General features: G+C 39.7%; 27 protein-coding genes. 20 read left to right on the top strand and 7 right to left on the bottom strand.

Annotated features, from left to right (window positions below):
* The coding region (locus ACFI34_RS18245) for a hypothetical protein (protein ID WP_462674515.1) at positions 1-199 on the top strand (199 nt) is incomplete at its 5' end.
* Positions 200-796: 597 nt separating this feature from the next.
* On the opposite strand, the gene ACFI34_RS18240 is transcribed toward ACFI34_RS18245, so the two are convergent.
* From ACFI34_RS18240 to hslR, 3 genes are all read right to left on the bottom strand, one after another.
* A complete protein-coding gene (locus ACFI34_RS18240; protein WP_462674514.1) occupies positions 797-2,335 on the bottom strand; it encodes a phosphoenolpyruvate carboxykinase in 1,539 nt (512 codons plus the stop codon).
* A gap of 266 nt (positions 2,336-2,601) precedes the next feature.
* The gene (gene hslO, locus ACFI34_RS18235; protein WP_462674513.1) at positions 2,602-3,447 is read right to left on the bottom strand and encodes an Hsp33 family molecular chaperone HslO; all 846 of its coding nucleotides are present in this window, start codon (positions 3,445-3,447) and stop codon (positions 2,602-2,604) included.
* 12 nt (positions 3,448-3,459) lie between these two features.
* Positions 3,460-3,882 (bottom strand): ribosome-associated heat shock protein Hsp15, encoded by a 423-nt coding sequence (hslR, locus tag ACFI34_RS18230; RefSeq protein WP_039038559.1) that lies wholly within the window; start codon positions 3,880-3,882, stop codon positions 3,460-3,462.
* Between the two features lie 214 nt (positions 3,883-4,096).
* Between hslR and gspC the strand changes: the two genes are divergently transcribed.
* The 13 genes from gspC (at position 4,097) to ACFI34_RS18165 (ending at position 16,071) form a co-directional block, all read left to right on the top strand.
* Positions 4,097-5,038 (top strand): type II secretion system protein GspC, encoded by a 942-nt coding sequence (gene gspC, locus ACFI34_RS18225; RefSeq protein ID WP_138740667.1) that lies wholly within the window; start codon positions 4,097-4,099, stop codon positions 5,036-5,038.
* A 23-nt stretch (positions 5,039-5,061) separates the two neighbouring features.
* Complete coding sequence (gspD, locus tag ACFI34_RS18220; RefSeq protein ID WP_203985815.1) at positions 5,062-7,125, top strand: type II secretion system secretin GspD; 2,064 nt, start codon at positions 5,062-5,064, stop codon at positions 7,123-7,125.
* The gene (gspE, locus tag ACFI34_RS18215; protein WP_462674512.1) at positions 7,118-8,683 is read left to right on the top strand and encodes a type II secretion system ATPase GspE; all 1,566 of its coding nucleotides are present in this window, start codon (positions 7,118-7,120) and stop codon (positions 8,681-8,683) included. The genes gspD and gspE overlap by 8 nt, the downstream gene beginning before the upstream one ends.
* A 2-nt stretch (positions 8,684-8,685) precedes the next feature.
* On the top strand, positions 8,686-9,921 hold the full coding sequence (gene gspF / locus ACFI34_RS18210) for a type II secretion system inner membrane protein GspF (protein ID WP_006794633.1): 1,236 nt from the start codon (positions 8,686-8,688) through the stop codon (positions 9,919-9,921).
* A 78-nt stretch (positions 9,922-9,999) separates the two neighbouring features.
* A complete protein-coding gene (gene gspG, locus ACFI34_RS18205; RefSeq protein ID WP_006794634.1) occupies positions 10,000-10,422 on the top strand; it encodes a type II secretion system major pseudopilin GspG in 423 nt (140 codons plus the stop codon).
* Positions 10,423-10,471: 49 nt separating this feature from the next.
* Entirely contained in the window at positions 10,472-11,056 is a 585-nt protein-coding gene (locus tag ACFI34_RS18200; protein ID WP_341219029.1) for a prepilin-type N-terminal cleavage/methylation domain-containing protein, read from the top strand.
* A complete protein-coding gene (gspI, locus tag ACFI34_RS18195) occupies positions 11,056-11,430 on the top strand; it encodes a type II secretion system minor pseudopilin GspI (protein WP_006794636.1) in 375 nt (124 codons plus the stop codon). The genes ACFI34_RS18200 and gspI overlap by 1 nt, the downstream gene beginning before the upstream one ends.
* Positions 11,431-12,045, top strand: a complete 615-nt coding sequence (gene gspJ, locus ACFI34_RS18190; RefSeq protein ID WP_006794637.1) for a type II secretion system minor pseudopilin GspJ — start codon at positions 11,431-11,433, stop codon at positions 12,043-12,045.
* A complete protein-coding gene (gene gspK, locus ACFI34_RS18185; RefSeq protein ID WP_462674511.1) occupies positions 12,038-13,024 on the top strand; it encodes a type II secretion system minor pseudopilin GspK in 987 nt (328 codons plus the stop codon). Before gspJ ends, gspK begins: the two co-directional genes overlap by 8 nt.
* Positions 13,021-14,229: a type II secretion system protein GspL gene (gene gspL, locus ACFI34_RS18180; RefSeq protein WP_462674510.1), complete on the top strand. Its 1,209-nt coding sequence runs from the start codon at positions 13,021-13,023 to the stop codon at positions 14,227-14,229. The genes gspK and gspL overlap by 4 nt, the downstream gene beginning before the upstream one ends.
* Entirely contained in the window at positions 14,226-14,699 is a 474-nt protein-coding gene (gene gspM, locus ACFI34_RS18175) for a type II secretion system protein GspM (protein WP_462674509.1), read from the top strand. Before gspL ends, gspM begins: the two co-directional genes overlap by 4 nt.
* 3 nt (positions 14,700-14,702) lie before the next feature.
* Positions 14,703-15,461 (top strand): type II secretion system protein N, encoded by a 759-nt coding sequence (locus ACFI34_RS18170; protein ID WP_462674508.1) that lies wholly within the window; start codon positions 14,703-14,705, stop codon positions 15,459-15,461.
* A gap of 22 nt (positions 15,462-15,483) precedes the next feature.
* Positions 15,484-16,071: a UPF0149 family protein gene (locus ACFI34_RS18165; RefSeq protein ID WP_462674507.1), complete on the top strand. Its 588-nt coding sequence runs from the start codon at positions 15,484-15,486 to the stop codon at positions 16,069-16,071.
* Positions 16,072-16,110: 39 nt separating this feature from the next.
* Here the strand turns inward: ACFI34_RS18165 and ACFI34_RS18160 are convergent, their stop codons facing one another.
* A complete protein-coding gene (locus ACFI34_RS18160; RefSeq protein WP_006794643.1) occupies positions 16,111-16,317 on the bottom strand; it encodes a hypothetical protein in 207 nt (68 codons plus the stop codon).
* Positions 16,317-16,676, bottom strand: a complete 360-nt coding sequence (locus tag ACFI34_RS18155; protein WP_462674506.1) for a hypothetical protein — start codon at positions 16,674-16,676, stop codon at positions 16,317-16,319. Before ACFI34_RS18155 ends, ACFI34_RS18160 begins: the two co-directional genes overlap by 1 nt.
* Before the next feature lie 289 nt (positions 16,677-16,965).
* Between ACFI34_RS18155 and ccoG the strand changes: the two genes are divergently transcribed.
* The 4 genes from ccoG to ACFI34_RS18135 all read left to right on the top strand — a co-directional run bounded on the left by ccoG (position 16,966) and on the right by ACFI34_RS18135 (position 20,759).
* Positions 16,966-18,396: a cytochrome c oxidase accessory protein CcoG gene (gene ccoG / locus ACFI34_RS18150; protein WP_462674505.1), complete on the top strand. Its 1,431-nt coding sequence runs from the start codon at positions 16,966-16,968 to the stop codon at positions 18,394-18,396.
* A 75-nt stretch (positions 18,397-18,471) separates the two neighbouring features.
* On the top strand, positions 18,472-19,446 hold the full coding sequence (locus ACFI34_RS18145; protein ID WP_462674504.1) for a serine/threonine protein kinase: 975 nt from the start codon (positions 18,472-18,474) through the stop codon (positions 19,444-19,446).
* A 34-nt stretch (positions 19,447-19,480) separates the two neighbouring features.
* The gene (locus ACFI34_RS18140; protein WP_462674503.1) at positions 19,481-20,104 is read left to right on the top strand and encodes a thiol:disulfide interchange protein DsbA/DsbL; all 624 of its coding nucleotides are present in this window, start codon (positions 19,481-19,483) and stop codon (positions 20,102-20,104) included.
* Positions 20,105-20,120: 16 nt separating this feature from the next.
* Positions 20,121-20,759: a thiol:disulfide interchange protein DsbA/DsbL gene (locus ACFI34_RS18135; protein ID WP_462674502.1), complete on the top strand. Its 639-nt coding sequence runs from the start codon at positions 20,121-20,123 to the stop codon at positions 20,757-20,759.
* A 60-nt stretch (positions 20,760-20,819) separates the two neighbouring features.
* On the opposite strand, the gene trmA is transcribed toward ACFI34_RS18135, so the two are convergent.
* Positions 20,820-21,917 carry a tRNA (uridine(54)-C5)-methyltransferase TrmA gene (trmA, locus tag ACFI34_RS18130; protein ID WP_462674501.1) on the bottom strand — a complete coding sequence of 366 codons (1,098 nt, stop codon included), beginning with the start codon at positions 21,915-21,917 and terminating at the stop codon, positions 20,820-20,822.
* Between the two features lie 162 nt (positions 21,918-22,079).
* Here trmA and ACFI34_RS18125 point away from each other — a divergent pair, with 162 nt between their 5' ends.
* A complete protein-coding gene (locus ACFI34_RS18125; protein WP_462674500.1) occupies positions 22,080-23,207 on the top strand; it encodes a DUF5610 domain-containing protein in 1,128 nt (375 codons plus the stop codon).
* Positions 23,208-23,284: 77 nt separating this feature from the next.
* Positions 23,285-24,085, top strand: coding sequence for a glutamate racemase (murI, locus tag ACFI34_RS18120; protein ID WP_462674499.1), 801 nt, complete (start codon positions 23,285-23,287; stop codon positions 24,083-24,085).
* On the opposite strand, the gene ACFI34_RS18115 is transcribed toward murI, so the two are convergent.
* A complete protein-coding gene (locus tag ACFI34_RS18115) occupies positions 24,048-24,527 on the bottom strand; it encodes an RNA recognition motif domain-containing protein (RefSeq protein ID WP_462674498.1) in 480 nt (159 codons plus the stop codon). The genes murI and ACFI34_RS18115 overlap by 38 nt on opposite strands.
* Between the last annotated feature and the right edge of the window lie 332 nt (positions 24,528-24,859).

Below are 24,859 nucleotides of genomic sequence, written 5' to 3'. Positions count from 1 at the left end.
TAGCCAAGAGCCCATGCCGAACTCAGTAGTGGCCGCTCTCGTACATCCTGTACTTCACGGCATTCGTATTCCTATACATCAAACAAAACAGCTCGAAGGCGAGCCCCGACCAATGATAGTATCCCATTTGCTATGTGACTCTCAACCGCTGTGGGCACCACGACATTACCAGGCTTCAAATTGTAGAAAGCCCGACTAGCGATAGTCGGGCTTTTTTACGTCTATAGAAAAGTAAAATTAAGCATTTCTTTCTCTAAAGCGTAGCGTCTCCTAAGCGAAGCGCCTCTTTGTGAAGAGTGTTTTGGCTATCCGATACATTGAGCGATGAGAGTTCAGCATTGCACTGTGCCTCTCCACTGCTGTGGGCTCCACGACATTATCAGGCTTTAAATACAAGCAAGCCCGATTCGAATGAATCGGGCTTTTTTACGTCTGCAGGAAAGTAATGTTTAGCACTTTTTTTCTAAAGCGCAGCGTCTCTTAAGCGTAGCGCCTCTTTGTGATCATTGTTTTAGTTATCTAATAGATTACCAGATGATAGTGCAGAATTAGCTATGCGGCTCTTTAGCGCAGGGTGCAACGAAGCTGCTCACCTACTCTAAATGGAATAAAACCCGACTCGAAAGAGTAATACTTTATATGTCTGCAGACCCTCAACAGTTTGGCTTGTGGTGTTGGAGTGTTCTATCTTATGTATTCGGTTATTTATTAAAGAAACTTAGTTGCAGGGGTAAAAATTAGAATCAAAAACGCCAACTCAAGGTTGGCGTTTTAATTATGAGGCTAAAGGTGATTTTTAAGCTTTAGGGCCTGCATTTTTAATATCGTCAGATACGTCGTATTTCGCAAAGTTTTCTGTAAAGTCAGCAGCTAATTTAGCTACATATTCATTATATTTAGCCTTATCTTCCCATGTATTTATAGGATTTAGAAGGTTGCTATCAACACCTGGAACTGCAACGGGTACGTCTAGGTTCAGCGCATCTATATGTTGAGTCTCAACACCGGCCAATTTACCAGACACTATGGCGTCTATTACAGCACGCGTAGTTGGTATATCAAAACGCTTGCCGATACCGTAAGGGCCACCAGTCCAACCTGTGTTTACTAAGTATACTTTAGCGCCAAACTCACGAACACGCTTCATTAGAAGCTCAGCATAAACACCTGCAGGGCGTGGGAAGAACGGTGCGCCAAAACAGGTTGAGAATGTAGATTCGATGTCGCTTGTTGAACCAATTTCAGTTGAACCTACCTTTGCAGTATATCCGCTTAAGAAGTGGTATGCGGCGGCTTCTTCACTTAGTACAGATACAGGAGGTAATACGCCACTCACATCACATGTTAAAAATACAACGGCTTTCGGCTCGCCTGCGCGGTTTTCTACTTTACGTTTTTCAACATGTTCTAATGGATAAGCTGCGCGGCTATTTTGAGTTAAGCTTGTATCGTGAAAGTCTGGCACACCTTTATCATCAAGTACCACGTTTTCTAATATAGTACCAAAGCGGATTGCATCCCAAATAACAGGTTCATTCTTTTGTGAAAGGTCGATACATTTTGCGTAACAACCGCCTTCGATATTAAATACGCTCCCAGGTGCCCAACCATGCTCATCATCACCGATTAGGAAGCGAGTTGGGTCAGCTGATAACGTTGTTTTACCAGTACCCGATAAACCGAAGAATAATGCTGTGTCGCCAGCTTCTCCAACGTTAGCCGAACAGTGCATTGGTAATACACCTTTAGCTGGTAATAAGAAGTTTTGAACTGAGAACATCGATTTTTTCATTTCACCGGCGTAGCGCATACCCGCAAGCAATACTTTACGTTGTGCAAAGTTAATAATTACGGTGCCATCGCTATTAGTACCATCACGCTCTGGCTCACATACAAACGAAGGTACGTTCATCACTTGCCACTGCGGTAAGTTTGAAGCGTTATAGTTTTTAGGTTCAATAAACATGTTTTTGGCAAAAATATGATGCCATGCAGTTTCTGTTGTAACAACTACAGGTAAATAATGCTCTGGGTCTGCGCCAACTTCTAGGTGAGAGGTGAAGTGGTCATTACTTTGCACATGTGCTTCTACGCGTGCCCACAAAGCATCAAATTTGTCAGCATCAAAAGGACGGTTTACATTGCCCCATTGAATTTCATTTTGTGTTGAAGCTTCTTGTACAATAAAACGATCTCGAGGTGAACGACCAGTTCGTTTTCCTGTAATGGCTACGAAAGCACCATTTGCGGCTAGAGTTCCTTCGCCACGGCGGATCGCATGCTCGACAAGTTCAGCTGCGGTTAAATCGACAAAACGTGTAGCGCTTGTAATCATGTTTATACCTAACTATGTGTGAGAGTTTGAACGGGATAGCTCTGGGTAAATAGTGCCCTTTTGCTGTAATGATAGTAACAGAAGGTTTTGAGATATTCGAGCCTGTAAAGCCTTTAAAAACACATATATTTGCAAAAAAACATGAATAATTTCAATGATACCGGTGTCATTAAATGTCACTTTTTATGACACCGGTATCATCTTTTTATAATATAAAACCGCATATTTTGCGGCTTTATACATTAGGATTAGCTGAGATGGGGTTTTTAATTAAAAATGCTTTTAATGTCTTGCTCATTAAACGCATATTCTTTTAAGCAGTAATGGCAGTTAATATTAACGCTGCCGTTTTTTGCTACATCATCGAGCAGTTCTTGTTGTCCTACATTAACTAATGCGGTAATCGTTTTATCACGGCTACAGCCACATTTGAAAGATATGCTTTGCGGTTCAAAAACGCGTGGATTATCTTCATGATACAAACGAGTTAAAATTGTATTTGCATCAAGGTTTAATAACTCTTCATCTTTTATCGTATTGCTGAGTGCTTCTAGGTGAGTGAAGTCTTCAATTGACTTCTGTTTATCAACAGGCAGTACTTGTAAAAATAAACCACATGCCTTTGCACTGCCTTCGGTTGTATTGGTTGCAAACCATAAACGAGTTTTTAACTGCTCTGATTGCTCAAAGTAACTTTCAATACACTCACTTAGAGTGTCATGCTCTAGAGGGACTATACCTTGGTAGCGCTCACCTTTATCTGGCGTAATAGTAATAACCATATAGCCATTACCGATTAGTTCTTTGACAGTATTGCCTGTCACTTCGCTTTGTAGACGAGCAATACCGCGCATATTTTGCTTATCATCACCATTTATTACTGCATATTTAACGGGTCCGTCACCTTGCAGTTGTACGGCTATTTCACCTTCAAATTTTAATGTAGCTGTCAGTAAGCAAGTAGCAACTAATAGCTCACCTAGTAAAGCTTTTACAGGGGCTGGGTAATTATGGTTGGCAATCATTTCATTGTAGGCACTCTCAATTTGAACGAGTTCGCCACGAACATCTAGTTCGTTGAATAAATAACGATGAAGTAAATCTTGTTGCATGAGCGGTTATACCTAACTTGATTTCATTTTTAAAAGTTCGCGTCTTTGCTTTTTATCGGGTTTTTTATCCGGATGAGGAGCAAAAAAGCTATTATTTTTACGTGCGATGCTGTTTTCTTCGCGTTTGGCGATACTAGCATCAGATTCTTGGTACAAGGTCTGAGCAATGGGGGCGCTTTGTCGTTTTTCAAGCACCTTAGTTATGGTTACGATTTTTTCATCTACGCCTTGAGCGAGTTTCACTACCGCACCAACCTCGACTATTTTACTCGCCTTTGTTCGCTGTCCATTATAATGCACTTTACCGCCTTGTACCATTTCCCTTGCTATCGCACGTGTTTTATAAAAGCGTGCTGCCCATAACCATTTATCTAATCGAACTTTTAGGTTATCTATGAGGTCAGAGTCTTTATTGCTATTACTTTTTTTACTCATAACGTGTTTGTACCTGCAGTAATTTATTATCTAAAATTTACCACGAAATCTATCTAGGATGAAGGTATTACAGTGGGCGTTTGTTTTTTGTTCAAGTAAATAGAAGTTATTCATTCTGTTTACAAAGTTTAATATTAGTGTGCTTGTTGAATGAAAAATGAAAGGGTACTATGGGGTCGCGCTTACGCAGTAAATTAAAAAAAGAACACTATTTATGGAACAGCAAATCCAACAGCTAAAACACATTTTAACTCGATTACCGCATGCTAAATTAAGTGCGTTAGTCACGCTATTAGTTGTTGTTTACCTTGCATTTTTATTATCAAAATTGGTTTGGCTTTTATGGCCCCAACCTCAGGTATCTTTACTTAGCCCTACTCAGTTTGCCACACAGTCATCGGGAACAAGTAATAATTCGGCACAACGTATTGTTGAGCAGTTTTTATTTGGTAAAAAAACGGTAACAAACAGCGCTAATACTGCAAAACAATCACAAATCATTAATGATGCCCCTGAAACACGTTTAAGTATTAACTTAACAGGCATAGTAGCTGTAAGTAATGATGATAAAGCAGGCGTTGCAATTATTGAGTCGCAGGGCAAGCAGGTTAGCTACCTTGTCGATGAAGTCGTATCTGGAACGCGTGCAAAAGTAGCGCAAATACTTCCTGACCGTGTCATTTTAAGTGTAAATGCCCGTTTTGAAACGCTTATGCTTGATGGACTCGATTTCACCAAAACAGTCTCTATGCCGGTGCTCGCTGCAAAAGATGAGCAAGAAATGGGGCCGCAACGATTAGAAGAAAGTGAAGAACTAATAAATGCGACTGCAGACCCAGAAGTAAAAGAAGCCATTATAGAAACACGTGAAGAATTATTAGAAGAACCCGGTAAGCTTTTTGATTACATACGTGTATCTCAAGCAATGAGTGAAGGCGAACTCATTGGTTATCGCTTAAGTCCGGGAAAAGAACCCGCACTATTTAAGAAAATGGGATTAAAAAACAACGACTTAGCTGTTTCTATCAACGGCTATCAACTAACGGATTTAAAACAGGCCATGTCAGCCATTAATGAGCTGCGTAATAGCACCGATGCTACTATCACTATTGAGCGTGATGGTGAGCAAATAGATGTGCAATTTAGCCTGCAATAACTTAGCTTTGGAGTTTTAACATAATGGTTCAGGTGCTACACCTCACAAAAATTAAAAAAGGGTTAGCTAAGTACGCAGCCCTTTTTTTGGCGGCAAGTATTTCTTTGTCTGTTTCTGCAGTTGAATATGCAGCAAATTTTAAGGGTACTGATATCAACGAGTTTATTAATATTGTTGGTAAAAACCTTAATAAAACGGTGATTATAGATCCCAACGTGCGTGGCAAAGTAAATGTACGTAGCTATGAGTTAATGGATGAAGATCTTTACTATCAATTCTTTTTAAATGTATTAGAAGTTTACGGCTATTCAGCTGTTGAAATGGATAATGGCATTATTAAAGTAGAAAAAAGTTCTGACGCTAAAAAATCGAATGTGCCACTAATTACTGAAAACAGTTCTGCATCGGGCGATATGATGATCACCCGTGTGGTGCGCGTAAAAAATGTAAGCGTGCAAGAACTAGGACCATTAGTTCGTCAATTTAGCGATCAAAAAGATGGTGGCCATGTTGCTAACTTTAATGCTGCAAACGTAATGATGTTGACTGGCCATGCTGCATCAGTAAACCGCTTAGTGGAAATTATTCGCTCAGTTGATCAAGCCGGTGATAAGCGTGTTGATATTGTAAAGCTTAAATACGCAACGGCTGATGACGTAGTCTCTGTAGTAGAAAATATTTATAAAGATAGTGGCAAAGGAAGCGTACCAGAATTTTTGATTCCTAAAGTTGTTGCCGATGGCCGTACCAACAGCGTAATTGTAAGTGGTGAAGGGCAAGCCCGCACACGTGCAATCGAGCTAATTAAGCGTCTTGATGGTGAGCTTGAAAGCCAAGGTAACACTAAAGTATTTTATTTAAACTATGCCAAATCGGAGGACTTAGTTAAGGTTCTTCAGGGTGTAAGTAAGTCGTTAACCGAGGAAGCTCAAGGTAGCGCAACTAAAACGCGTTCGCGTAGTAACAACGAAACAAGCATTGAGGCACACCCAGAGTCAAACTCACTAATAATTACTGCACAACCAGATACTATGCGTTCATTAGAATCAGTTATTGAGCGATTAGATATTCGTCGCGCACAAGTATTGGTAGAAGCAATTATTATTGAAGTAATGGAAGGTGATGGCGTTAATTTAGGCTTGCAGTGGATTTCAGAGCAAGGTGGCATGCTGCAGTTTAATAATGGCACAACGGTACCTGTTGGGTCGTTAGCTGTTGCAGCAGAGCAAGCTGCAGATCAAACAGTAACTAAAACAATTATAGGTACAGAGTCAGGCACGGTTACACCTTACACAGAAACAACGGAAGGTGATTACGGACCGCTTGCATCATTACTTAGTGGTATTAATGGCTTAGCACTGGGCGTTATAAAAAATGACTGGGGCGCAATTATTCAGGCAGTAGCAACTGATACCAACTCAAATATTTTGGCCACGCCTTCAATTACCACCATGGATAACGAAGAAGCCTCTATTTTAGTGGGTCAAGAAGTACCCATTATTACCGGATCTCAAACGGGCACTAACAATAGCAATCCATTTCAAACGGTTGAGCGTCAAGAAGTGGGTATTAAACTTATTGTAACGCCACAAATTAACGATGGCTCAGCGGTGCAGTTGACTATTGAGCAAGAGGTATCAAGCGTAAGTGGTGCAACTGCAGTTGATATTTCAGTGAACAAACGCGCTATTAAAACAACGGTTATTGCCGATGATGGCGGTATGGTTGTTTTAGGTGGCTTAATAGACGAAGACGTTCAAGAAAGTGTGTCTAAAGTTCCATTATTAGGTGATATTCCTGTTTTAGGGCATCTATTTCGGTCAACAAACACGACTCGCCGTAAGCGTAACTTAATTGTATTTATCCGCCCAACGATCATCCGTGATGGGGTGAGCATGAATAAGTTAAGTTTTAACAAGTATAACTTTATTCGTGGTGAGCAAACTAAGCAGCAAGAAGATGGTATTGATTTAATGCCAATGACCGATACCCCTGTATTACCAGAGTGGAATGATGAGTTAGTACTTCCGCCAACTTATGAAGAGCATTTACGTAAACAAAATGCACAAGAGCGTAAAGATGACTAATGCGATACAAGAGATAAACCAAGACGTGGTTCATCCTAATACGCATAGTGCAGATGAACCCTTAGCTGATGACGTACTCGTTGAGTTGCCAGCAAAACGTTTACCATTTTCGTACGCGCGACGTGCAGGTGTTTTGCTTAGTGAATATCAAGGCCAAACTACCGTGTACTTTCGTGGTGAGCTTGATTTAGATGTATTACTAGAAGTTCGCCGAGTCGCAGGTCATGGCTTTAAATTAGAGCCGCTTGAAGATGACAAGTTTGAATTGTTGCTAGAGTCATCTTACCAACGCGATAGCTCTGAAACTCAGCAAATGATGGAAGATATTGGTAACGAAGTTGATCTGTTTTCTTTAGCTGATGAGCTCCCGCAAACTGAAGATTTATTAGCTGGTGATGACGATGCGCCTATTATTAAACTCATTAATGCCATGCTTAGCGAGGCAATAAAAGAGGGCGCGTCAGATATTCATATTGAAACGTTCGAGCAAGAGCTTGTTATTCGTTTTAGGGTTGATGGGGTTTTAAAAGAAGTATTAAAACCAAACCGTAAACTGGCTTCATTGCTTGTTTCACGTATTAAGGTAATGGCAAAACTCGATATAGCTGAAAAACGTATTCCGCAAGATGGTCGTATTAGCTTGCGTATTGCAGGGCGTGCAGTAGACGTGCGTGTATCAACTATGCCATCAAGCTTTGGTGAGCGAGTAGTATTGCGTTTACTTGATAAAAACAATGCCCGCCTAAACCTTGAAGATCTGGGTATGACACCAAAAAACCGTGAGTTGTTTGCTGACTTAATTAGTAAGCCGCACGGGATTATTTTGGTAACAGGACCAACGGGTTCTGGTAAAAGTACCACCTTGTATGCAGGTATGAGCCAAATAAATTCTCGCGATCGTAATATTCTGACTGTAGAAGATCCTATTGAATATGAGATCCCAGGTATTGGTCAAACGCAAGTAAATACAAAAGTAGATATGACGTTTGCAAGAGGGTTGCGTGCTATTTTGCGTCAAGATCCCGATGTGGTAATGGTGGGTGAAATACGTGATCTTGAAACTGCCCAAATAGGGGTTCAAGCATCACTTACTGGTCACTTAGTTATGTCTACACTGCATACAAATACGGCGTCTGGTGCTATTACTCGAATGGAAGATATGGGTGTTGAACCGTTTTTGCTTTCTTCATCGTTATTAGGTGTTTTATCTCAGCGCTTAGTGCGTACGCTGTGTAACAGCTGTAAAGAAGGGCATGTGGCAGACGAACGTGAATGTCAGCTTTTAGGTGTACCATTTGAGAGTAAGCCAACGATATACCGTGCAATAGGTTGTGAAGAATGTAACTTTAATGGTTACAAAGGTCGTACTGGTATACACGAGTTACTTGTTGTGGATGAAACAATTCGAGAAATGATCCACAACGGTAAAGGCGAGCAAAGTGTAGAAAAATACATCCGCACTCATAGCCCAAGTATTCGCCAAGATGGTTGCAGCCGTGTGCTTGCAGGAAAAACCACGCTTGAAGAAGTGCTGCGTGTTACCCGTGAGGAAGGCTAATAATGGCTGCGTTTGAATATCGGGCATTAGATGGCCGCGGCAAAGAAAAAAAAGGTATTTTAGAGGCCGATACCGCCAAGCAAGTTCGTCAGCTTCTGCGCGATAAAAGCTTAACCCCTTTAGAGGTTGTGCCTGCGGCTCAGAGTGATAAACAGGTAAAGGGTGAGAAAGCGCCTTTATTTGGTAGCCTTTTTAAACCAAGTATTTCTACATCTGAGCTCGCGCTCATCACACGCCAGTTAGCAACGTTAATTCAGTCAGCATTACCAGTTGAAGGCGCGGTTATGGCAGTGGCTGAGCAGTGTGAAAAACCACGTTTAAAACGTATGTTAATGTCGGTTCGTTCAAAAGTTGTTGAAGGCTATACCCTTGCTGATGGTATGAGTGAGTTTCCCCATGTGTTTGACGACTTATATCGTTCAATGGTAGCTGCGGGTGAAAAGTCAGGGCATCTTGACCAAGTACTTAATCGCTTAGCCGATTACACCGAGCAGCGTCAGCATATGCGTAGTCAAATAACACAGGCTATGGTTTACCCAACTATTCTAGTTATTTTTGCCATTGGTATAGTGTCGGTTTTATTAGGTACTGTTGTTCCTAAAATACTAAAAACCTTTGAAAAAACTAAACAAGTATTACCTTGGACCACCGAGTGGGTAATGGCTGGGAGTCATTTTGTACAAAATTACTGGTTTATTAGCCTACTAGCCATCACCGGCATTGCGATTGGCATTAAGTACGCATTAAAAAAACCACAAGTGCGCTTTTGGTGGGACGACCGTGTGCTGCACATGCCGGGTATTGGTAAGGTGGCTCGTGGTATTAATACCGCTCGCTTTGCTCGTACGTTAAGTATTTTATCTTCAAGCTCTGTGCCACTACTTGAAGGAATGCGGATTTCTGGCGATGTACTCGTAAACGAAAAAATCAAAAAGTCGGTAGCCGACGCAGCTGACAGAGTAAGCGAAGGTGCAAGCCTTAGAGCGGCTTTGCAGCAAACTAAATTATTCCCGCCGATGATGCTACATATGATCGCCAGTGGTGAAAAATCAGGTGAGCTAGAGCAAATGCTAGAGCGTGCAGCGAATAACCAAGACCGTGAATTTGAAAGCATGGTAAACGTATCGCTTAAGTTATTAGAGCCTGCAATGATTGCATCTATGGCTGTTATCGTTTTATTTATTGTGATGGCCATTTTGCAGCCTATTATGGCAATGAACAAAGCAGTTGGGCTCTAAATTTAAATAGTTTTTATATATTAATGGTTTTACCTAAACCATTTTTGCTTAGTGTTTTTAGAATAATGAGGTAATTACGTGAACAAACAATCAGGTTTTTCTTTACTAGAAGTAATGGTGGTACTGGTTATCATCGGGATGATTATGTCTATTGTTGCGCCAAATATTATGGGCCAACAAGAAGAGGCCGCTATTGATAAAGCGCATTTAGATATTCAGCAGCTTGAAGATGCGATGAGCTTATACAAGCTTAAAAATAAAAGTTACCCAAGCACAGAGCAAGGTCTTGAAGCGTTAGTAACTAAAACGTCTATTGAGCCTGTTCCTAAGCGTTTTCCTGATGGCGGCTTTATCAGCGAATTACCAGAAGATCCATGGGGTAATACATACTTATTAATAAGCCCAGGTGAAATTGGTAAATTTGATATTTTCTCTATGGGACCAGACGGTGAAGTCGGTACCGACGACGACATTGGTAATTGGGATGAAGAAAAGCAGTAATGAGTCAGTCTACTGAGCTTAACCTAAATGTACTTTTTGAAGACTTACTATGAACGTAGGTCTTCAATCAATGCACAAGAAAAAGGGCTTTAGCTTAATCGAGATTTTAGTTGTATTAGTGGTTATCGCTTTTGCAACAAAAATGGTGGTATACAGCTTAGATGGCGGCGCTGAAGATGAGTTAGATGCTCAAGCGCTTAGGTTGCATACCACCATTAATATGGCGTCAGAATTTGCAATTTTAAATCAGGTAGAGCTTGGCTTACTCGTTGAAAAAAATACCCTAGAATACTTGGTATTTGATGGGGAAAAATGGGCAACCTTTGACAGAGAAGAGTTATTTAAACCCATAGAGTTGGAGCCACGCCTAAAGCTTACCCTCAACTTAGAAGACCTTGCATGGGCTCAAGATAATCTACTTGAACAGTCTAATTGGCGAGAGCTTATGAGTGGTGGTGAAGACGATAGTTTGCTCGAACTTAAAAAGCTTAAAATACCTCAAGTACTTATTTTATCGTCGGGTGAAGTAAGCGCATTCCAGTTAATTCTTGAGCTAAAAGATCAAAGTGACCCTGTTTACTTTATTGAGGGTGAATTTACAGCACCAGTAAATTTAAGAAGAGAGCCAGAGTAATGACATTAAGTAAAGGCTTTACCTTGTTAGAAGTACTTGTTGCTTTGAGTATTTGTGCAATGGCGGGTATTGCAGCAATGCAAGCCACAGGCGAGCATATTCATCACTTAACAACAATTGAAGAACAAACATATGCCTCATGGGTTGCTGAAAATGTCATTATTGAACAACGGGTAAAAGGCGAGCAATGGCAAGGTAAAAATAACTTACGTGGTAGTGAGGTTATGGGTGGTGTTGAATGGTTTTGGCAGCAAGAGGTTGTGCCCACTGCAGATAAAAGCTTTGTTAAATTAACCATAAATGTATTTATCGATGAAAAGTACGAACAGTCAGTCTATGAGCTTTCAACGTATTTAAATAAAGGTAAAAAGTAAGTGAAGCAGCGCGGATTTACATTGCTTGAAGTAATGGTTGCTTTGGGGATTTTAGCTTTTGTTGTTATTTCTACGCACCAAATACTAGACAGCACAACTAAAGCAAAAGACGCATCGGACGAAAAAATAGCGGAACTTAATGGTTTACAAACAACGTTTAGACTTATGGACCAAGACTTTAGCCAAATGACTAAACGTGCAGTTAGAAACGAGTCTGGTGACGTACAAGAATATTATTTATTAGCAGGGCGTTATGTGCTTGAAAGCCAATATGACGGCATTGCATTTGTAAGAGACGGTTGGATAAACCCAATAAATTTATTGCCTCGGTCAGAGTTACAGGCTGTTGGATATAGGGTCATAGATGATAATCTTGAGCGTGTGTATCGTGTGTACGTTGATCAGCTTGATAATATGGAGCCACGTGTACAGCAGGTATTAGAAAACGTCGAAGAGCTTAAGTTTGAATTTTTAGACAGTGATAATAAGTGGCAAGAACAATGGGAAGTAAAAGCATTGCCTAAAGCGGTTGCGGTTACTTTACAACAAATAGAGGCCGAACCTATTCGCCGTGTATTTTTAGTTCCTGGGCAAGGAAGTAGAAGTAATGGGTAGGCAGTCTTCGCGCGGAGCAGCGCTGGTTATTGTGTTATTTATTGTTGCATTAGCTGCTATTTTAGCCGTAGAAATGAGTGCTAATTTAATGGTGCAAGTGCAAAAAAGTACTAATTTACAAGGTCACCAACAAGCAAAATGGTATGCTTACGGTGCTGAAGAGTTGGCTATTAAAGGACTCATTCAAAGCAAGAAAGATGACCCAGATAAAACAACGCTTGATCAAGTATGGGCAACACAAGGTAACGCAGCATACCCAGTTGATAACGGCACATTAAGTGGTTCAATTACTGACTTGCAATCATGTTTAAATTTAAACGCCATAGCGATTGAACCCGATACAAATAGCGCTGATAAAACAAACCCTGCACACAAAGCACTGTTTGCCTTACTTGAAAATATAGAAGATTTACCAGCGGATGAATCGGAAGAAGCAATGGCTGATAGCGTGTTCGACTGGCTGGATGAAAATAGCATAACCTATCGCTCAGGTGCTGAAGAGGGAGAGTACTTATCCCGTAAATTTCCGTATATGACTGCTAATAGTTTATTTGCATCTCCATCGGAACTTCGCTTGGTAAAAGGCTTTAACCCACTAGTAATGGAAAAAGTACTGCCTTATGTGTGTGTTATTCCGGGGAGCACTCAGCTTTTAATTAACATTAATACAATAGCACCAGAACAGGCTTTACTACTAAGCGCACTGATAGATAATTTAAGTTTGTCGGCTGCAGAGGCTGTCATTGCTGCAAGACCACAATCAGGTTTTGATTCTTTAGAAGAATTTTTTGAACAGGTACAGCAACAAGGCGGTACAAACACTGAATCAGTGAAAGACTTATTTAGTATTAAAAGCGAATATTTTAAATTACAAACGCAGGCAAACTTTGTAGATCTGCGTTTTTCGATGACCACCTTACTGCACGCCAAAGACGGCGAAGTAACGATACTGGCGCGAAAATTTGGAGGCGTACAGTGACAGAAATATTGTTGATCCGTACGGGTCAAACCCAACAAGAACGATTAAATTGGCTTGTATATTCACCACAAGAACAAGAAATAATAGCCAGTGGTGAGCTATCAAGCGCAGGCAATTTGAATGAATTAAGTGAAAAAGCGGCCAACAGGGAAGTGGTTGTTTTATTGCCAAGCGATCAAGTGCAATTAAAAACGGTAACACTACCCACAAAGTGGAATCGTAAATTAGAGCAAGCACTTCCTTACATGCTTGAAGAAGATATAGCCTGCGATGTAGACGATTTGTATATAGCTATAGGCGAAGCAACCATGGTTGGCGAGCAACATGCTATTCAGGTTGCTATGACTGACCGCGAATGGTTTGAGCAATGGCTCGCGTTGTTTGTGGAACATGAGCTGCCTGTTTATAAAATATTACCTGATGCACTGTTGTTACCCTCTGTAGGTGAGGGAGAGGCTAGTGCTATAGAGCTCAATCAGCAGTGGCTGTTTAAGCAAGGGGCATGGCATATTAGTGCGGTTGAATTAAGCTGGTTGTCAGGTTACTTGACTGCGTTAGGTAACCCTGAGGTTAAACACTTTAGCCCAGCGGAAGACTTCCCAGAGGGGACGAATTTACAAGCGCAAACAAGTCAGTACGATCTCCCGTTAGCTCTATTTGCTAAGCAATTAAATAACGTTAAATTCAACCTTCGCCAAGGTGTTTACCAGCTTAAAAAGAAGAGCGCGCTCTGGTGGGGTTACTGGAAAGGCGCGGCAATTTTTACAGCCGTCGCATTGGGCTCTACTTTAGTTATAAAGGCAATTGAGTTGCAACAGCTTAATTCTCAGGTCGATATAGTAAAAAACCAAGTAGTTGAGCGATACCAGACAGCATTCCCCGGATCTAAAGTGCATCCTAATTTGATAAAAAATCAGATTAAAGGCGCATTAGACAGGATAGAAGGCTCTGATGAATCCGGTTTTTTGGAGCTGACGACTAATTTGGTTGATGTATTTTCGCAGGTAAATGAGTTCAAACCAGAAACGTTACGTTACGATAAACGAAGAAACGAATTACGTATTCGCGCCCGTGCTAAAGACTTTCAAACCTTTGGTAAAGTAAAAACCATACTTGAAAAGCAAGGCTTAACGGTAGAGCAAGGGTCTTTAAATAACGATGGTGATTTTGTGGTAGGTGAGATTAAATTGCGAGGTGCTGCATGAAAGCACAAGCGATAAAATACTGGCGTTCTTTAAAAGAACAAGAGCAGCAACTTATTATGGCTGCTGGTGGTATTTTTGTTATTTTTGTTCTTGTGATGGGGATATTCAGGCCGTTAAATAACGCCATAACAAAAGCAGAACAATCGAAAATTAAGCAACAGGCTTTGCTCGTGTGGGTTGACGAAAGCATAGTAAAGCTAAAAGCAGCGGGTAATACGCGTGTTGCGAGTAGTCAAAATCTAAGCCAAGTGGTTAACTCTACCCGCAGTCGCTATCAAATCAATATTAGTAAAATGCAACCTAGTGATGGTTCGCTGCGTTTAACGCTCGACTCAGTAGAGTTTAATAAACTAGTAGAATGGCTCGATGAATTAGTGAATCAACATGGTTTAAAAATTGAAAACTTAGATTTAAGTCGCGACGATAAATCGGGTTATGTAAGAGTAAGCCGTTTGGTATTAGAGAATTAATAAATGAAAAAAATAATTACGTTATCGGCTGTTTTTTTAATTAGTTTTATTGTGTTTTGTATTATTAAATTACCCGCTGCTATCGCGCTTGATTTAGCAAAACCTCATTTTCCTAAGCAGTTAGAAGTAGGGCATGCTGTAGGCACTGTATGGCAAGGCCAATTAATGCAAGTTCGTTTTGATGGCGAGCAGTTAAACAATGTGCGCTGGGATATCGCCGGTTGGGCGTTATTTACTGGCAATTTAAATACTAATATAAAGTTTGGAAATGCTCGCGAACGCACCGATATATCGGGATATGCAACTGTCAGTTATGGATTGTTTAATCATACTTTAAAAGTAACAGATGGTTTAGTTCGCTCAACGGTAGAGCGAGCTATGCAACGAGTTCAGTTACCATTACCTGTTACAGCAAAGGGGCGTGTAATACTTGAGCTAGATGAATACACCTCAGGTGCTCCTTACTGTGAATCATTAAAGGGTGAAATAGCGAGCCCAAATATCGACGTGCAAGGCTTAAATGGTTGGTTTAATATAGGGCCTCTGGCTGGCAAGTTAAGCTGTAAGTCGGGCGATGTGGCAATATTAATCGACCCTGATAACACCCTTGGACTTGAAGCTGATGCCACTCTTAAAGCTAACTTTGACTTTAGCGTAGCAGGGTATGTTAAACCAGATGCTAGCTTACCAAAAGATGTTCACGATGCTGTTAAGTTTTTAGGCCGACCAGATAGCCAAGGTCGTTACCCGCTCAATTTTTAATATTTTGATATAAAGAGTTTTAATGCAACTACCGCAATTCACTGAGCTGCATGCTAAGCAGCTCAGCACATTTCTAAATACCCAACCTCAAGCCATGACCTTTGAACAAAGCCAAGGTTATTTGTTTGGTGTTATATGTTCACCCGACCCTCTTGATGTGCACGAATGGGTTGATGTGATACTCAATAATTCAGCAAACGAATTAGATGAAGAAACGCTATTTTTATTTATGGCGTTTTACCATCAAATAAGTGAACAGGTGTTTGAAGTAGGGTATAAACTGCCACCACAGTACGACAGTGCATTTTGCTCGCAATGGAGCCAAGGCTTTTTAACAGCAAGTAATGCTTACACGCAAAAGCTATTAGCAGCAACGAAGTTAGATGCACAGTACAAAGAGGCCTTAGAAACCGCACAAGCATCCCTCAGCTTTTTTGCATTAGATACACAGCTTATCTCTCAAATAGCATCACAAAATTCAATGAATACATTGCAGTTGTGTGAGCAACAATATGACCTTATGGGGGATTTTGCACTTGGTTTTGCAGAGCTAGTAGAAATAGTGGCGCTCAATAGTGGTTTGTATAACGATGATGGCTGGGACGAGTAGTTAGCGTTAAACTTTTTAATAATGGCGCTTTAATTAATATTAAGCGCCAAGATCTAAAATAATATCTGTGCAGCCTTGCTTGCACTTCACCACGCCTTTGCCCACTTCGCTGGTGGCTAAATCGAGTGTGAGTACCGTATTACATTTTTCGCATTTTAGCGTTTTACCTTGTGCTAACTGTTTAAGCATATTACGTTGCTTGTGAAACGAATCACTGGTTTTTTTGTTTAAATTAGAAAAGTCCATTATTTAGCCCGTTTTTGCTCGAGTGATTCAGATACTATTTTACACACTTTATTTAAGCGTTCAGCGTAGAAGTAAAGGTTTAAGTCGCGTTCACGACAGTAGCGCAAATTAAATAGCTGAACTGCGTCATCAGTGGTGAATGTTTTTTCTACGTATTCTTTTTCTGAGCTTGAAAGTGTTAGCTCATGACTAATTCTGTTTTTTGCTAAATTAGCAGCAGGGCTTCTATTTACTTTACTTGCATCACTTAAAAAGCCAATACCTTGCCCTAATAGCTTTTCGCGTGGTTCTTTTACAAGTGGATGATCAATGGTAAAAAACGCAAGGATCACAATTATCAAAATAATAAACTTCTTCATGGATATGTAAACCTTGATCTAAATAGGGTTGAAATATCAAGCAGTGTAATAAACTGCCTTTTAAAAGCAAGTAACTGAGATGAATAAATTAGTTGTAATCTATACCAGTAATTTTAGCCAATATTGATATAATAACTAACAAAAGTTAGATATTTCTGAAATATCTGAAAGTATTTGATTTATGATTCATTAAACTAGTCTTACTTAGCAAGTTACTTGCTACACTATGAGTATAGAGCATTTGATTAGTGCTCAGCTTTTATTTTCCAAGCGGTGTTGAGGAACTTCGATGGACAAACAGATTAAAGTAAAAAACATTCCTGTTGAGGTAAAAATTCAAAAGCCGGATTTAAGCCGTCAAGATGATAGATTCAACCCCCGTAACCGCATTTATGTGAGAGCCGTAAAAGGTCTTCACCAATTACTAAGACAGCGCATTGGTTTTTTAGGCATGCTCGCATTTATGGTTTTGCCATGGATAAACTTTAACGGTCAGCAAGCCGTGCTATTTGATTTAATAGCACAAAAATACAATATTTTTGGTCTAACTTTATGGCCTCAAGACTTCACCATACTGGCATTTATATTCATGCTGGCGGCTTTTGCGCTGTTTTTGGTAACTACATTTTATGGACGAGTCTGGTGCGGATATACCTGTCCTCAAACGGTATGGACCTTCATTTTCATCTGGTTTGAAGAAAAACTTGAAGGGACAGCAAATCAACGTAAAAAGCTCGATCAACGGCCTATGGACTTTGACAAGTTCTGGCGAAAAACAGCTAAGCATTCCAGCTGGGTGTTGTTTTCTTTGTATACTTCTATTTCGTTTGTTGGTTACTTCACACCGATAAGAGAGCTACTCCCTGATTTTATAACCTTTAATGTTGGCGGTTATGCACTAGTGAGCATTTTAGTATTTGCTGTGTGTACATATGGCAACGCAGGCTGGATGCGTGAAATTATGTGTTTGCATATCTGTCCCTACTCACGTTTTCAGTCAGCAATGTTTGATAAAGATACCTACACAGTAACCTATGATGAAAGCCGAGGTGAAAGCCGGGGCCCTCGCTCACGTAAGGTTGCCCACGCAGATTTAGAAATAGGTGACTGTATTGACTGTAACCTATGTGTACAAGTCTGCCCAACAGGCATTGATATAAGAAACGGTTTGCAGGCTGAGTGTATAAATTGTGGTGCGTGTATTGATGCGTGTGACGGCGTAATGGATAAAATGGAGTACCCGCGGGGGTTAATTTCGTATACCACAGAACGTAATCTTGAGACGCCAGAAAATAAAACCAATCCTCTACGAGCCAAAATTATTGGGTATATGGTCATACTAGTGTTGCTAACAGGCGCGCTTGTTACAAATATTGCACTGCGTAAACCAATGGACTTTGATATTATTCGTGATCGAAATCAGCTATATCGTGTCGACTTTAATGGTTTGGTTGAAAACACATATACCTTAAAGGTCATCAATAAGGCGCAATATGAGCAAACTTTTAACATTAAAGTGACAGGGCTAGAAAACTTTAAATACATAGGTAAACAAGTATTTACTGTTCAAGCAGGTCAATCGCATAATGTGCCATTATCACTCGTTATGGACCCTTATGACTTAAAAGCGCCTATAACAGAGTTTAATTTTGTATTGTCGCCAGTTAATGAACCGGATGAGACAATTTCGCAATCGAGCAACTTTTTTAGAGCGCGATAGCCGTACTTTTTAATTCGGTAAATATAGCAATAACAAAAGCGGGTTTAACCCGCTTTTCATTTATATAAGAAGAGCATGAGCAAATTTAGCTTTATAGATTTAACCCCAGATTTAATACTTGATGCGATAGAAACCATAGGTATTTATCCCGAGTCTGGGTTACTAGCGCTTAACAGTTATGAAAATAGAGTTTATCAATTTAAAGCCGAAGACGGTCTGCGTTACGTAGTAAAGTTTTATCGTCCCGAGCGTTGGAGTAAAGCACAAATTCAAGAGGAGCACGATTTTGCTTTTGAGCTTGCTGACGCTGAAGTACCCGTTGTAGCCCCTGTTTTACATAATGGACAAAGCTTGTTTGAACACCAGGGCTATATGTTTGTGGTATTCCCAAGTGTGGGTGGGCGATTATTTGAAGTAGATAATTTAGATCAGCTTGATGTTATGGGACGTTTAATTGGTCGAATGCACCAAGTAGCTAAAACCAAACCCTTTACTTACAGACCAACAATGAGCTGTGAAGAATATTTGCATACAGCTAAAGTTCATCTTCAAAAAAGTAACTTGGTGCCAATGGGATTAAGCACTGCTTTTTATACTATTTTAGATTTGGTAATTGAGCAGACACAAAAGCAGTATCAAGATACAAATAGCATTCGCTTACATGGCGATTGCCACGCAGGCAATATATTATGGGCTGGCGATGCGCTAATGTTCGTGGATTTAGACGATAGTCGTCAAGGGCCTGCTATTCAAGATCTATGGATGATGCTCAGTGGCGACAGACCAACGCAACTGTTACAGTTAGACACTTTGGTGGGAGCGTATGAAGAATTTTGTGATTTTGACCACGCTCAACTCAAATTAATTGAACCGTTGCGAGCAATGCGTATTATTCACTACATGGGATGGGTGGCAAAAAGGTGGAGCGATCCAGCTTTTGTGCGGAACTTTTCATGGTTTGCTGATGACAAATACTGGGAGCAACAAATTTTAGCGCTTAAAGAACAACTTGCTGCACTGCAAGAACCGCCGTTAAAGTTATTGCCGTAAATTATTATTTAATGACGAGTACAACGAGATACTAATGCTTAAAAAACTAAAACTGAGCCTACTTCTTTTATGTTTACCTTTTGCAGCCTTTGCTGCACAGTTTGAGGCAAATAACCAATACACGATTATTAAAACTGAAAAAAGCACAACACCACAAGTAACAGAGTTCTTTTCATTTTATTGTCCGCACTGTTTTAAATTTGAACCAGTGGCCAAAGCAATTGAAAAAAAACTGCCTGAAGGCACTGATTTTGTTAAAAGTCACGTTAACTTTTTAGGTGGTGTATCTCCACTGGCACAAAGTAACTTAAGCTTTGCTTACTTAATTGCCAAACAACAAGGTCAAGCACAAAATATAGCGGACCAAATTTTTAGAAGTATCCATATTCAAGGTGTGCCTTTAACAGAAGTTAAAGATCTTAAAAAGCTGTTGGAAGTTAACGGGATAGATAGCGACACTTTTGACCAAGCTATTGCAAGCATGCCAATTATTGCCGCAGAACAAGCAATGCAAGACAAGCAAAATAAATATTCAAAATTAGGTGCATTAACCGGCGTACCTACATTTATCGTTAACGATAAATACAAAATCAATATTAACACCATAAAAAACCAACAAGAACTTGATGAGTTAATTGCGTTTTTATTAGCATTATAAATTTTGGAGTATAAGTATGATTAAACTACTTAAAGCAGGGTTACTTGCATTAGTATTACCAATGGCAGCAACGAGCTTTGCGGCGACCTATGAAGAAGGCGTTCATTACGATGTTATTTCTGAACGTGCTACTAAAAAGCCAGAAGTAAAAGAGTTTTTCTCTTTTTACTGCCCGGCGTGTAATAACTACGAGTCATTGATCAGCGAATTTAAGCCTAAACTTGATAAAAATGTTAAGTTTAAAAAGAGCCACGTTGACTTTGTGGGTGTTCGTAACCCAGAAAACCAACAAATGATGAGCCAAGCATTAGCCACTGCAGAAGTACTTCCGCAAAAAGAAAAAATTATCGCAGCTATTTTTAATCATATTCACACAAAACGCGCTAAATTTAACGAATTAGCTGACGTGAAAGATGTGTTCGTTGCGCAAGGTGTTGATGGCGATAAATTTGATAAGTTATTTAAAAGCTTTTCGGTTCGTACATTAAGCTCTAAGATGAAGCGCGATCAAGAATACTTTAAAGAAAAAGGTGCCCTTCGTGGTGTACCCACATTTATTGTAAACGGTAAGTATAAATTAAACTTAGGCCGTGAATCAGGTGTTACGGCACCTGAAGATATCAGCAAATTAATTAATTACTTGGCAAGTAAGTAACAGAATTCAAAAAAGCTCCTTCATAGGAGCTTTTTTGTGACTGTAAACTTTTACTCACAGTTATTTTTTCTGCAAATACACACCTGACTCTATATGATGTGTATAAGGGAACTGATCAAATATCGCAAAGCGCTTGACGTTATGAGTACGCGTTAAATGATCTAGATCGCGTTCCAGTGTGTCAGGGTTGCACGATATGTAAATAATATTTTCGTAATTGGCCACTAAATCACAGGTCAATTCATCCATACCAGCGCGTGGCGGGTCGACTAAGATAGTTTGGCAATTGTAACTTTTTAAATCAATGCCATCTAGACGAGAAAAAGTACGTTCTCCATTCATCGCTTGAGTAAACTCTTCACTCGACATACGTATAATATCTAAGTTCTCTACGTTATTTTTAGCAATATTATATTGAGCAGAGTGAACAGACGATTTAGATATTTCAGTTGCGAGTACTTTATTAAAAGACCCCGCTAGCGCAATAGAAAAATTACCATTACCGCAATAAAGCTCTAGTAAATCATTTTTAAGTGGTTTACATAAATCTTGTGCCCACTCAAGCATGCTTATATTTACTTTCGCATTAGGTTGCGTAAAGCTATTCTCTACTTGTTGGTAAACTAGTTCTTGGCCATTTACAGTTAATCGCTCTGTTACAAAGTCATCACCTAGCACTTCTTTCTGCTTACGTGCTCGGCCAATAAAATCTATTTTATATTTTTCACTCAGTTTTGCCTTTAGTAACTTAATTTCACGTAGCCATTCATCATCAAGCGGCTTGTGATAAAGCAAGCTCACTAAAATTTCACCACTGAGTGTAGACAGGTAATCTATTTGAAATAGCTTTCGGCGTAAAACCTCGCATGGTTTAAGGTTTTCAATCATCACCTGCATGATTTCACCAACAAGCGGTGCCGCAGGGTCAAACTTATCAACGCGTATTTTTTCTTTAGTTTGCTGATCAAACATTATATGAAACAGATCGTCTCCATCATGCCATACTCTAAATTCGGCACGTTGGCGGTAGTTAATTGGCTCCGAGCTAAATACTTCTAGCTGCTCCACACCAAAACGTTGAAACTGTGAAGTTATACGCTGTTCTTTTTCACTTAACTGCGCTTGGTACTGTGTGGTATCTATTTTAATAACTGCCATTCGCGTTACTACCTTATCTAAGATCTGTTTATCGGCGCTATTGTAGGGAGCGGTTCGCATTTGTCTAGTTTTGGCTAGAATAAATGATGTTTTTTTGCACGGTTTACTTTAGTTTTTTATGCCCTGGCCGATAATAAACTACGCATGCTCAGGAGACGATTCATGAAAATAGGCAATTATGGCTTTATACCAAGCCAGAACATAAACAAATTCAACAACAAAGCTGACGTACAACAACCTACCATCGCGTCTCCGCAAGACAGCTATCAGCAACGAGGTAAAGAATTAGCTGCTAAAGTTTTAGGTGATAAAATGGCAGAGCAGCTTGGTTTGCCAGTTCAAGAAAAAAAAGCAGATAAGCCCCTTTTTGATTTTGAAGAAATTGTTAAAAATGTACTCGACTTTGTCACCGGCGCCGTTAATAAAGCAAAAGCTGATGGTGCCGATGACGATAAATTAAAAGGTATGCTAAGTGATGCCCGTAAGGGGGTTCAAATAGGTATTGATGACGCTGTTGATGAGTTAAAAGAATCCGGCGTTCTGAACGATGAAACCCAAGAGGGAATCAACAAATCAAAAGAAGGCATTTTCAATGGCCTTGATAAGTTTGAAGATAATTTGTTTAACCCAATGCCCGCTAGTGTGGGGGTAACTCAAGCACAATACGCAAGTTTAAGTAATAATGCTCAGTACAGTTTCACAACCGCAGAAGGTGATGAAGTAACAATAAGTTTTGCCGATGCGTTTAAATCTCAGTCTGCTAGTAGTTATCAGCGTGGTGAGGGAGGGGAGGCATTCGTAAGTGAATCATCACAATCGAGAGAGCTTTCATTTTCAATGTCAGTTAACGGCGACCTTAATGATAAAGAGCAAGAAGCAATTAATGAATTAATGGAAAACCTACAAAACGTAAGTAAGACCTTTTTTAGCGGCGATTTAGAGCAGGCATTCGAAGAAGCGCAAGAGCTTAGTTTAGGCAATGAACAACTTGTTGCATTTTCAATGGATTTACGCCAAACCAAAACAGTTGCTGCAATAAAGGGTTACGAAGAAAATAAACCGGCTCCAGAAAAAGTAATTGCAGATAAAGTAGCGCCTTTTAATGATGACCTCCGAGAGGCATTTTCTAAAGCAACCGAGCTAGGTATTCAAAATCAATTATCAGGTATTATGCAGTGGCTTAATGAAGATCAAAGTGAGATCGATAAACTGGTTGATTACACAAAAGCTATGTTTGAAAACTTTAATAAGATAAATAGCGCGACAAAGCAAACAGCAGAGGAAGTTTAACCTCAACATTAAACTACTTTCTTTTGCAAAAATCACATGGCAAACTGCCGTTCTAATCTAATAATAGGAACGGTCGTTTGTCAGCGCATATAATGGTTTTTGATTCAGGGGTTGGTGGCACAACAGTACTTGATCATATAAAGCAACGTATCCCGAATGCTCAATATAGCTATTTCATGGATAATGCTTTCTTACCTTATGGGGCTCAGACACAACAAACAATTATTAATCGTTTGTGTTCGCTCATTCATTTCATTAAGTTAAATAAGCTAAACGTCGATTTAATTGTAATAGCATGCAACACGGCATCCACATCGGCATTAAGTGCTGTACGCAAAATTACAGATATACCCATAGTTGGTGTTGTACCAGCAATCAAGCCCGCCGCAGAATTAACACGTTCAAATCACATTGCTTTACTGGCAACACCTGCCACAATAGCGAGCTCATATACAAATAAGTTAATAGCGCAGCACGCTAGTAATGTAACTGTTAACTTATATAGCAGTGTTGAGTTGGTAAACGTTGCTGAATTACTTTTCTTTAATGGCTATTTAGATACAAATAAATTACATGCTGTACTTGAAGGCTTGAGTATTGAAAAGCAAACAGATGTGCTTGTATTGGGGTGTACTCATTTTCCCATACTTGCAAAACAAATTAGTGAATACTTTGAAAATAGTATTCAGCTGGTGGACTCTGGCGCAGCAATAGCAAATAGAGTTATTTATCTATTAACCGAGTCAGGTTTATTAGCACAAAATATATCAGATATAAAAAAGCCGCTGCAATACTATGCAACGGCTAATGTGTTCAGTGATAAACTGGCGGTTAAGCTAGTTACACTGATTGATCCGCCTGAGTTCGAAGCGCGTTAGTATCATCTTCTTGTTTTTGTTTTGCTTCACGTACTTTTAGAGTTCGTTGTTGAAACTCACTATCGTTCAAGTTAGCAATAGCATTGTCTGCGTCAGCTTGTGCCATTTCAACAAAACCAAAGCCACGACGTTTGCCTGTATTTTTATCCTTTAATAGACGAACGTTGAATACTTTACCTTGCTCTTCAAATAAAGCACGAACAACACCTTCGTTTGCACGGTAAGGAAGGTTACCAACGTAAAGTGTTTTAGTTTTTACTTCGGCCTCTTCTAAAACGTCAGAAGACATAGCAGCAATAACTAGTCCACCTATTAATAAGCCAACAGCAAATACAATTGCAGGGTCAAGTTCTAAGCTTCCAAGGGCGAACTTAACAATAACAAAACCAATTACAGCAATAACAACAGAAAAGATAAAAGATTTTTGATCGGGTAATTTCATTTTAGATCTACCAATAAACAGGAAATAAACATTAATTTAACATTGTGAACTTGCTATCTTAACGTCTTAAACGAACTTAGCAATGATATTTATATGAAATTATAAAGAGCAGTGCAAAAAAACATCAATTTAAGCGTGTTTTAACATGGTTTTTTGTTGTTTTGTTCTAATTTTGTTCGAACAGTAAAAAGATCTAAAAAAAAGGGTTGATCTGTTTTCGGATCTCCCTATAATGCGACCCCACTGAGACGGGAAACGCCGAAGCATAGCAAAGCATTAGCCGCTCAGAGAGTTAAATAAAACTTCACTTTTAAATGATCGTAAGAAAGTTT

Source organism: Pseudoalteromonas sp. PSi26 (genome assembly GCF_054960575.1).
This window is presented reverse-complemented; position numbering and strand designations above follow the sequence as displayed.

Coding starts and splice junctions, on each gene's coding strand:
- ACFI34_RS18135 (WP_462674502.1), top strand. CDS start 20,121: ATGATTAAACTACTTAAAGCAGGGTTACTTGCATTAGTATTACCAATG.
- hslR (WP_039038559.1), bottom strand. CDS start 3,882: ATGAGTAAAAAAAGTAATAGCAATAAAGACTCTGACCTCATAGATAAC.
- hslO (WP_462674513.1), bottom strand. CDS start 3,447: ATGCAACAAGATTTACTTCATCGTTATTTATTCAACGAACTAGATGTT.
- ACFI34_RS18155 (WP_462674506.1), bottom strand. CDS start 16,676: ATGAAGAAGTTTATTATTTTGATAATTGTGATCCTTGCGTTTTTTACC.
- gspE (WP_462674512.1), top strand. CDS start 7,118: ATGACTAATGCGATACAAGAGATAAACCAAGACGTGGTTCATCCTAAT.
- ACFI34_RS18140 (WP_462674503.1), top strand. CDS start 19,481: ATGCTTAAAAAACTAAAACTGAGCCTACTTCTTTTATGTTTACCTTTT.
- gspC (WP_138740667.1), top strand. CDS start 4,097: ATGGAACAGCAAATCCAACAGCTAAAACACATTTTAACTCGATTACCG.
- gspK (WP_462674511.1), top strand. CDS start 12,038: ATGGGTAGGCAGTCTTCGCGCGGAGCAGCGCTGGTTATTGTGTTATTT.
- ACFI34_RS18160 (WP_006794643.1), bottom strand. CDS start 16,317: ATGGACTTTTCTAATTTAAACAAAAAAACCAGTGATTCGTTTCACAAG.
- ACFI34_RS18200 (WP_341219029.1), top strand. CDS start 10,472: ATGAACGTAGGTCTTCAATCAATGCACAAGAAAAAGGGCTTTAGCTTA.
- ACFI34_RS18145 (WP_462674504.1), top strand. CDS start 18,472: ATGAGCAAATTTAGCTTTATAGATTTAACCCCAGATTTAATACTTGAT.
- gspF (WP_006794633.1), top strand. CDS start 8,686: ATGGCTGCGTTTGAATATCGGGCATTAGATGGCCGCGGCAAAGAAAAA.
- ccoG (WP_462674505.1), top strand. CDS start 16,966: ATGGACAAACAGATTAAAGTAAAAAACATTCCTGTTGAGGTAAAAATT.
- gspD (WP_203985815.1), top strand. CDS start 5,062: ATGGTTCAGGTGCTACACCTCACAAAAATTAAAAAAGGGTTAGCTAAG.
- ACFI34_RS18170 (WP_462674508.1), top strand. CDS start 14,703: ATGAAAAAAATAATTACGTTATCGGCTGTTTTTTTAATTAGTTTTATT.
- ACFI34_RS18165 (WP_462674507.1), top strand. CDS start 15,484: ATGCAACTACCGCAATTCACTGAGCTGCATGCTAAGCAGCTCAGCACA.
- ACFI34_RS18125 (WP_462674500.1), top strand. CDS start 22,080: ATGAAAATAGGCAATTATGGCTTTATACCAAGCCAGAACATAAACAAA.
- trmA (WP_462674501.1), bottom strand. CDS start 21,917: ATGGCAGTTATTAAAATAGATACCACACAGTACCAAGCGCAGTTAAGT.
- ACFI34_RS18240 (WP_462674514.1), bottom strand. CDS start 2,335: ATGATTACAAGCGCTACACGTTTTGTCGATTTAACCGCAGCTGAACTT.
- gspI (WP_006794636.1), top strand. CDS start 11,056: ATGACATTAAGTAAAGGCTTTACCTTGTTAGAAGTACTTGTTGCTTTG.
- gspM (WP_462674509.1), top strand. CDS start 14,226: ATGAAAGCACAAGCGATAAAATACTGGCGTTCTTTAAAAGAACAAGAG.
- ACFI34_RS18115 (WP_462674498.1), bottom strand. CDS start 24,527: ATGAAATTACCCGATCAAAAATCTTTTATCTTTTCTGTTGTTATTGCT.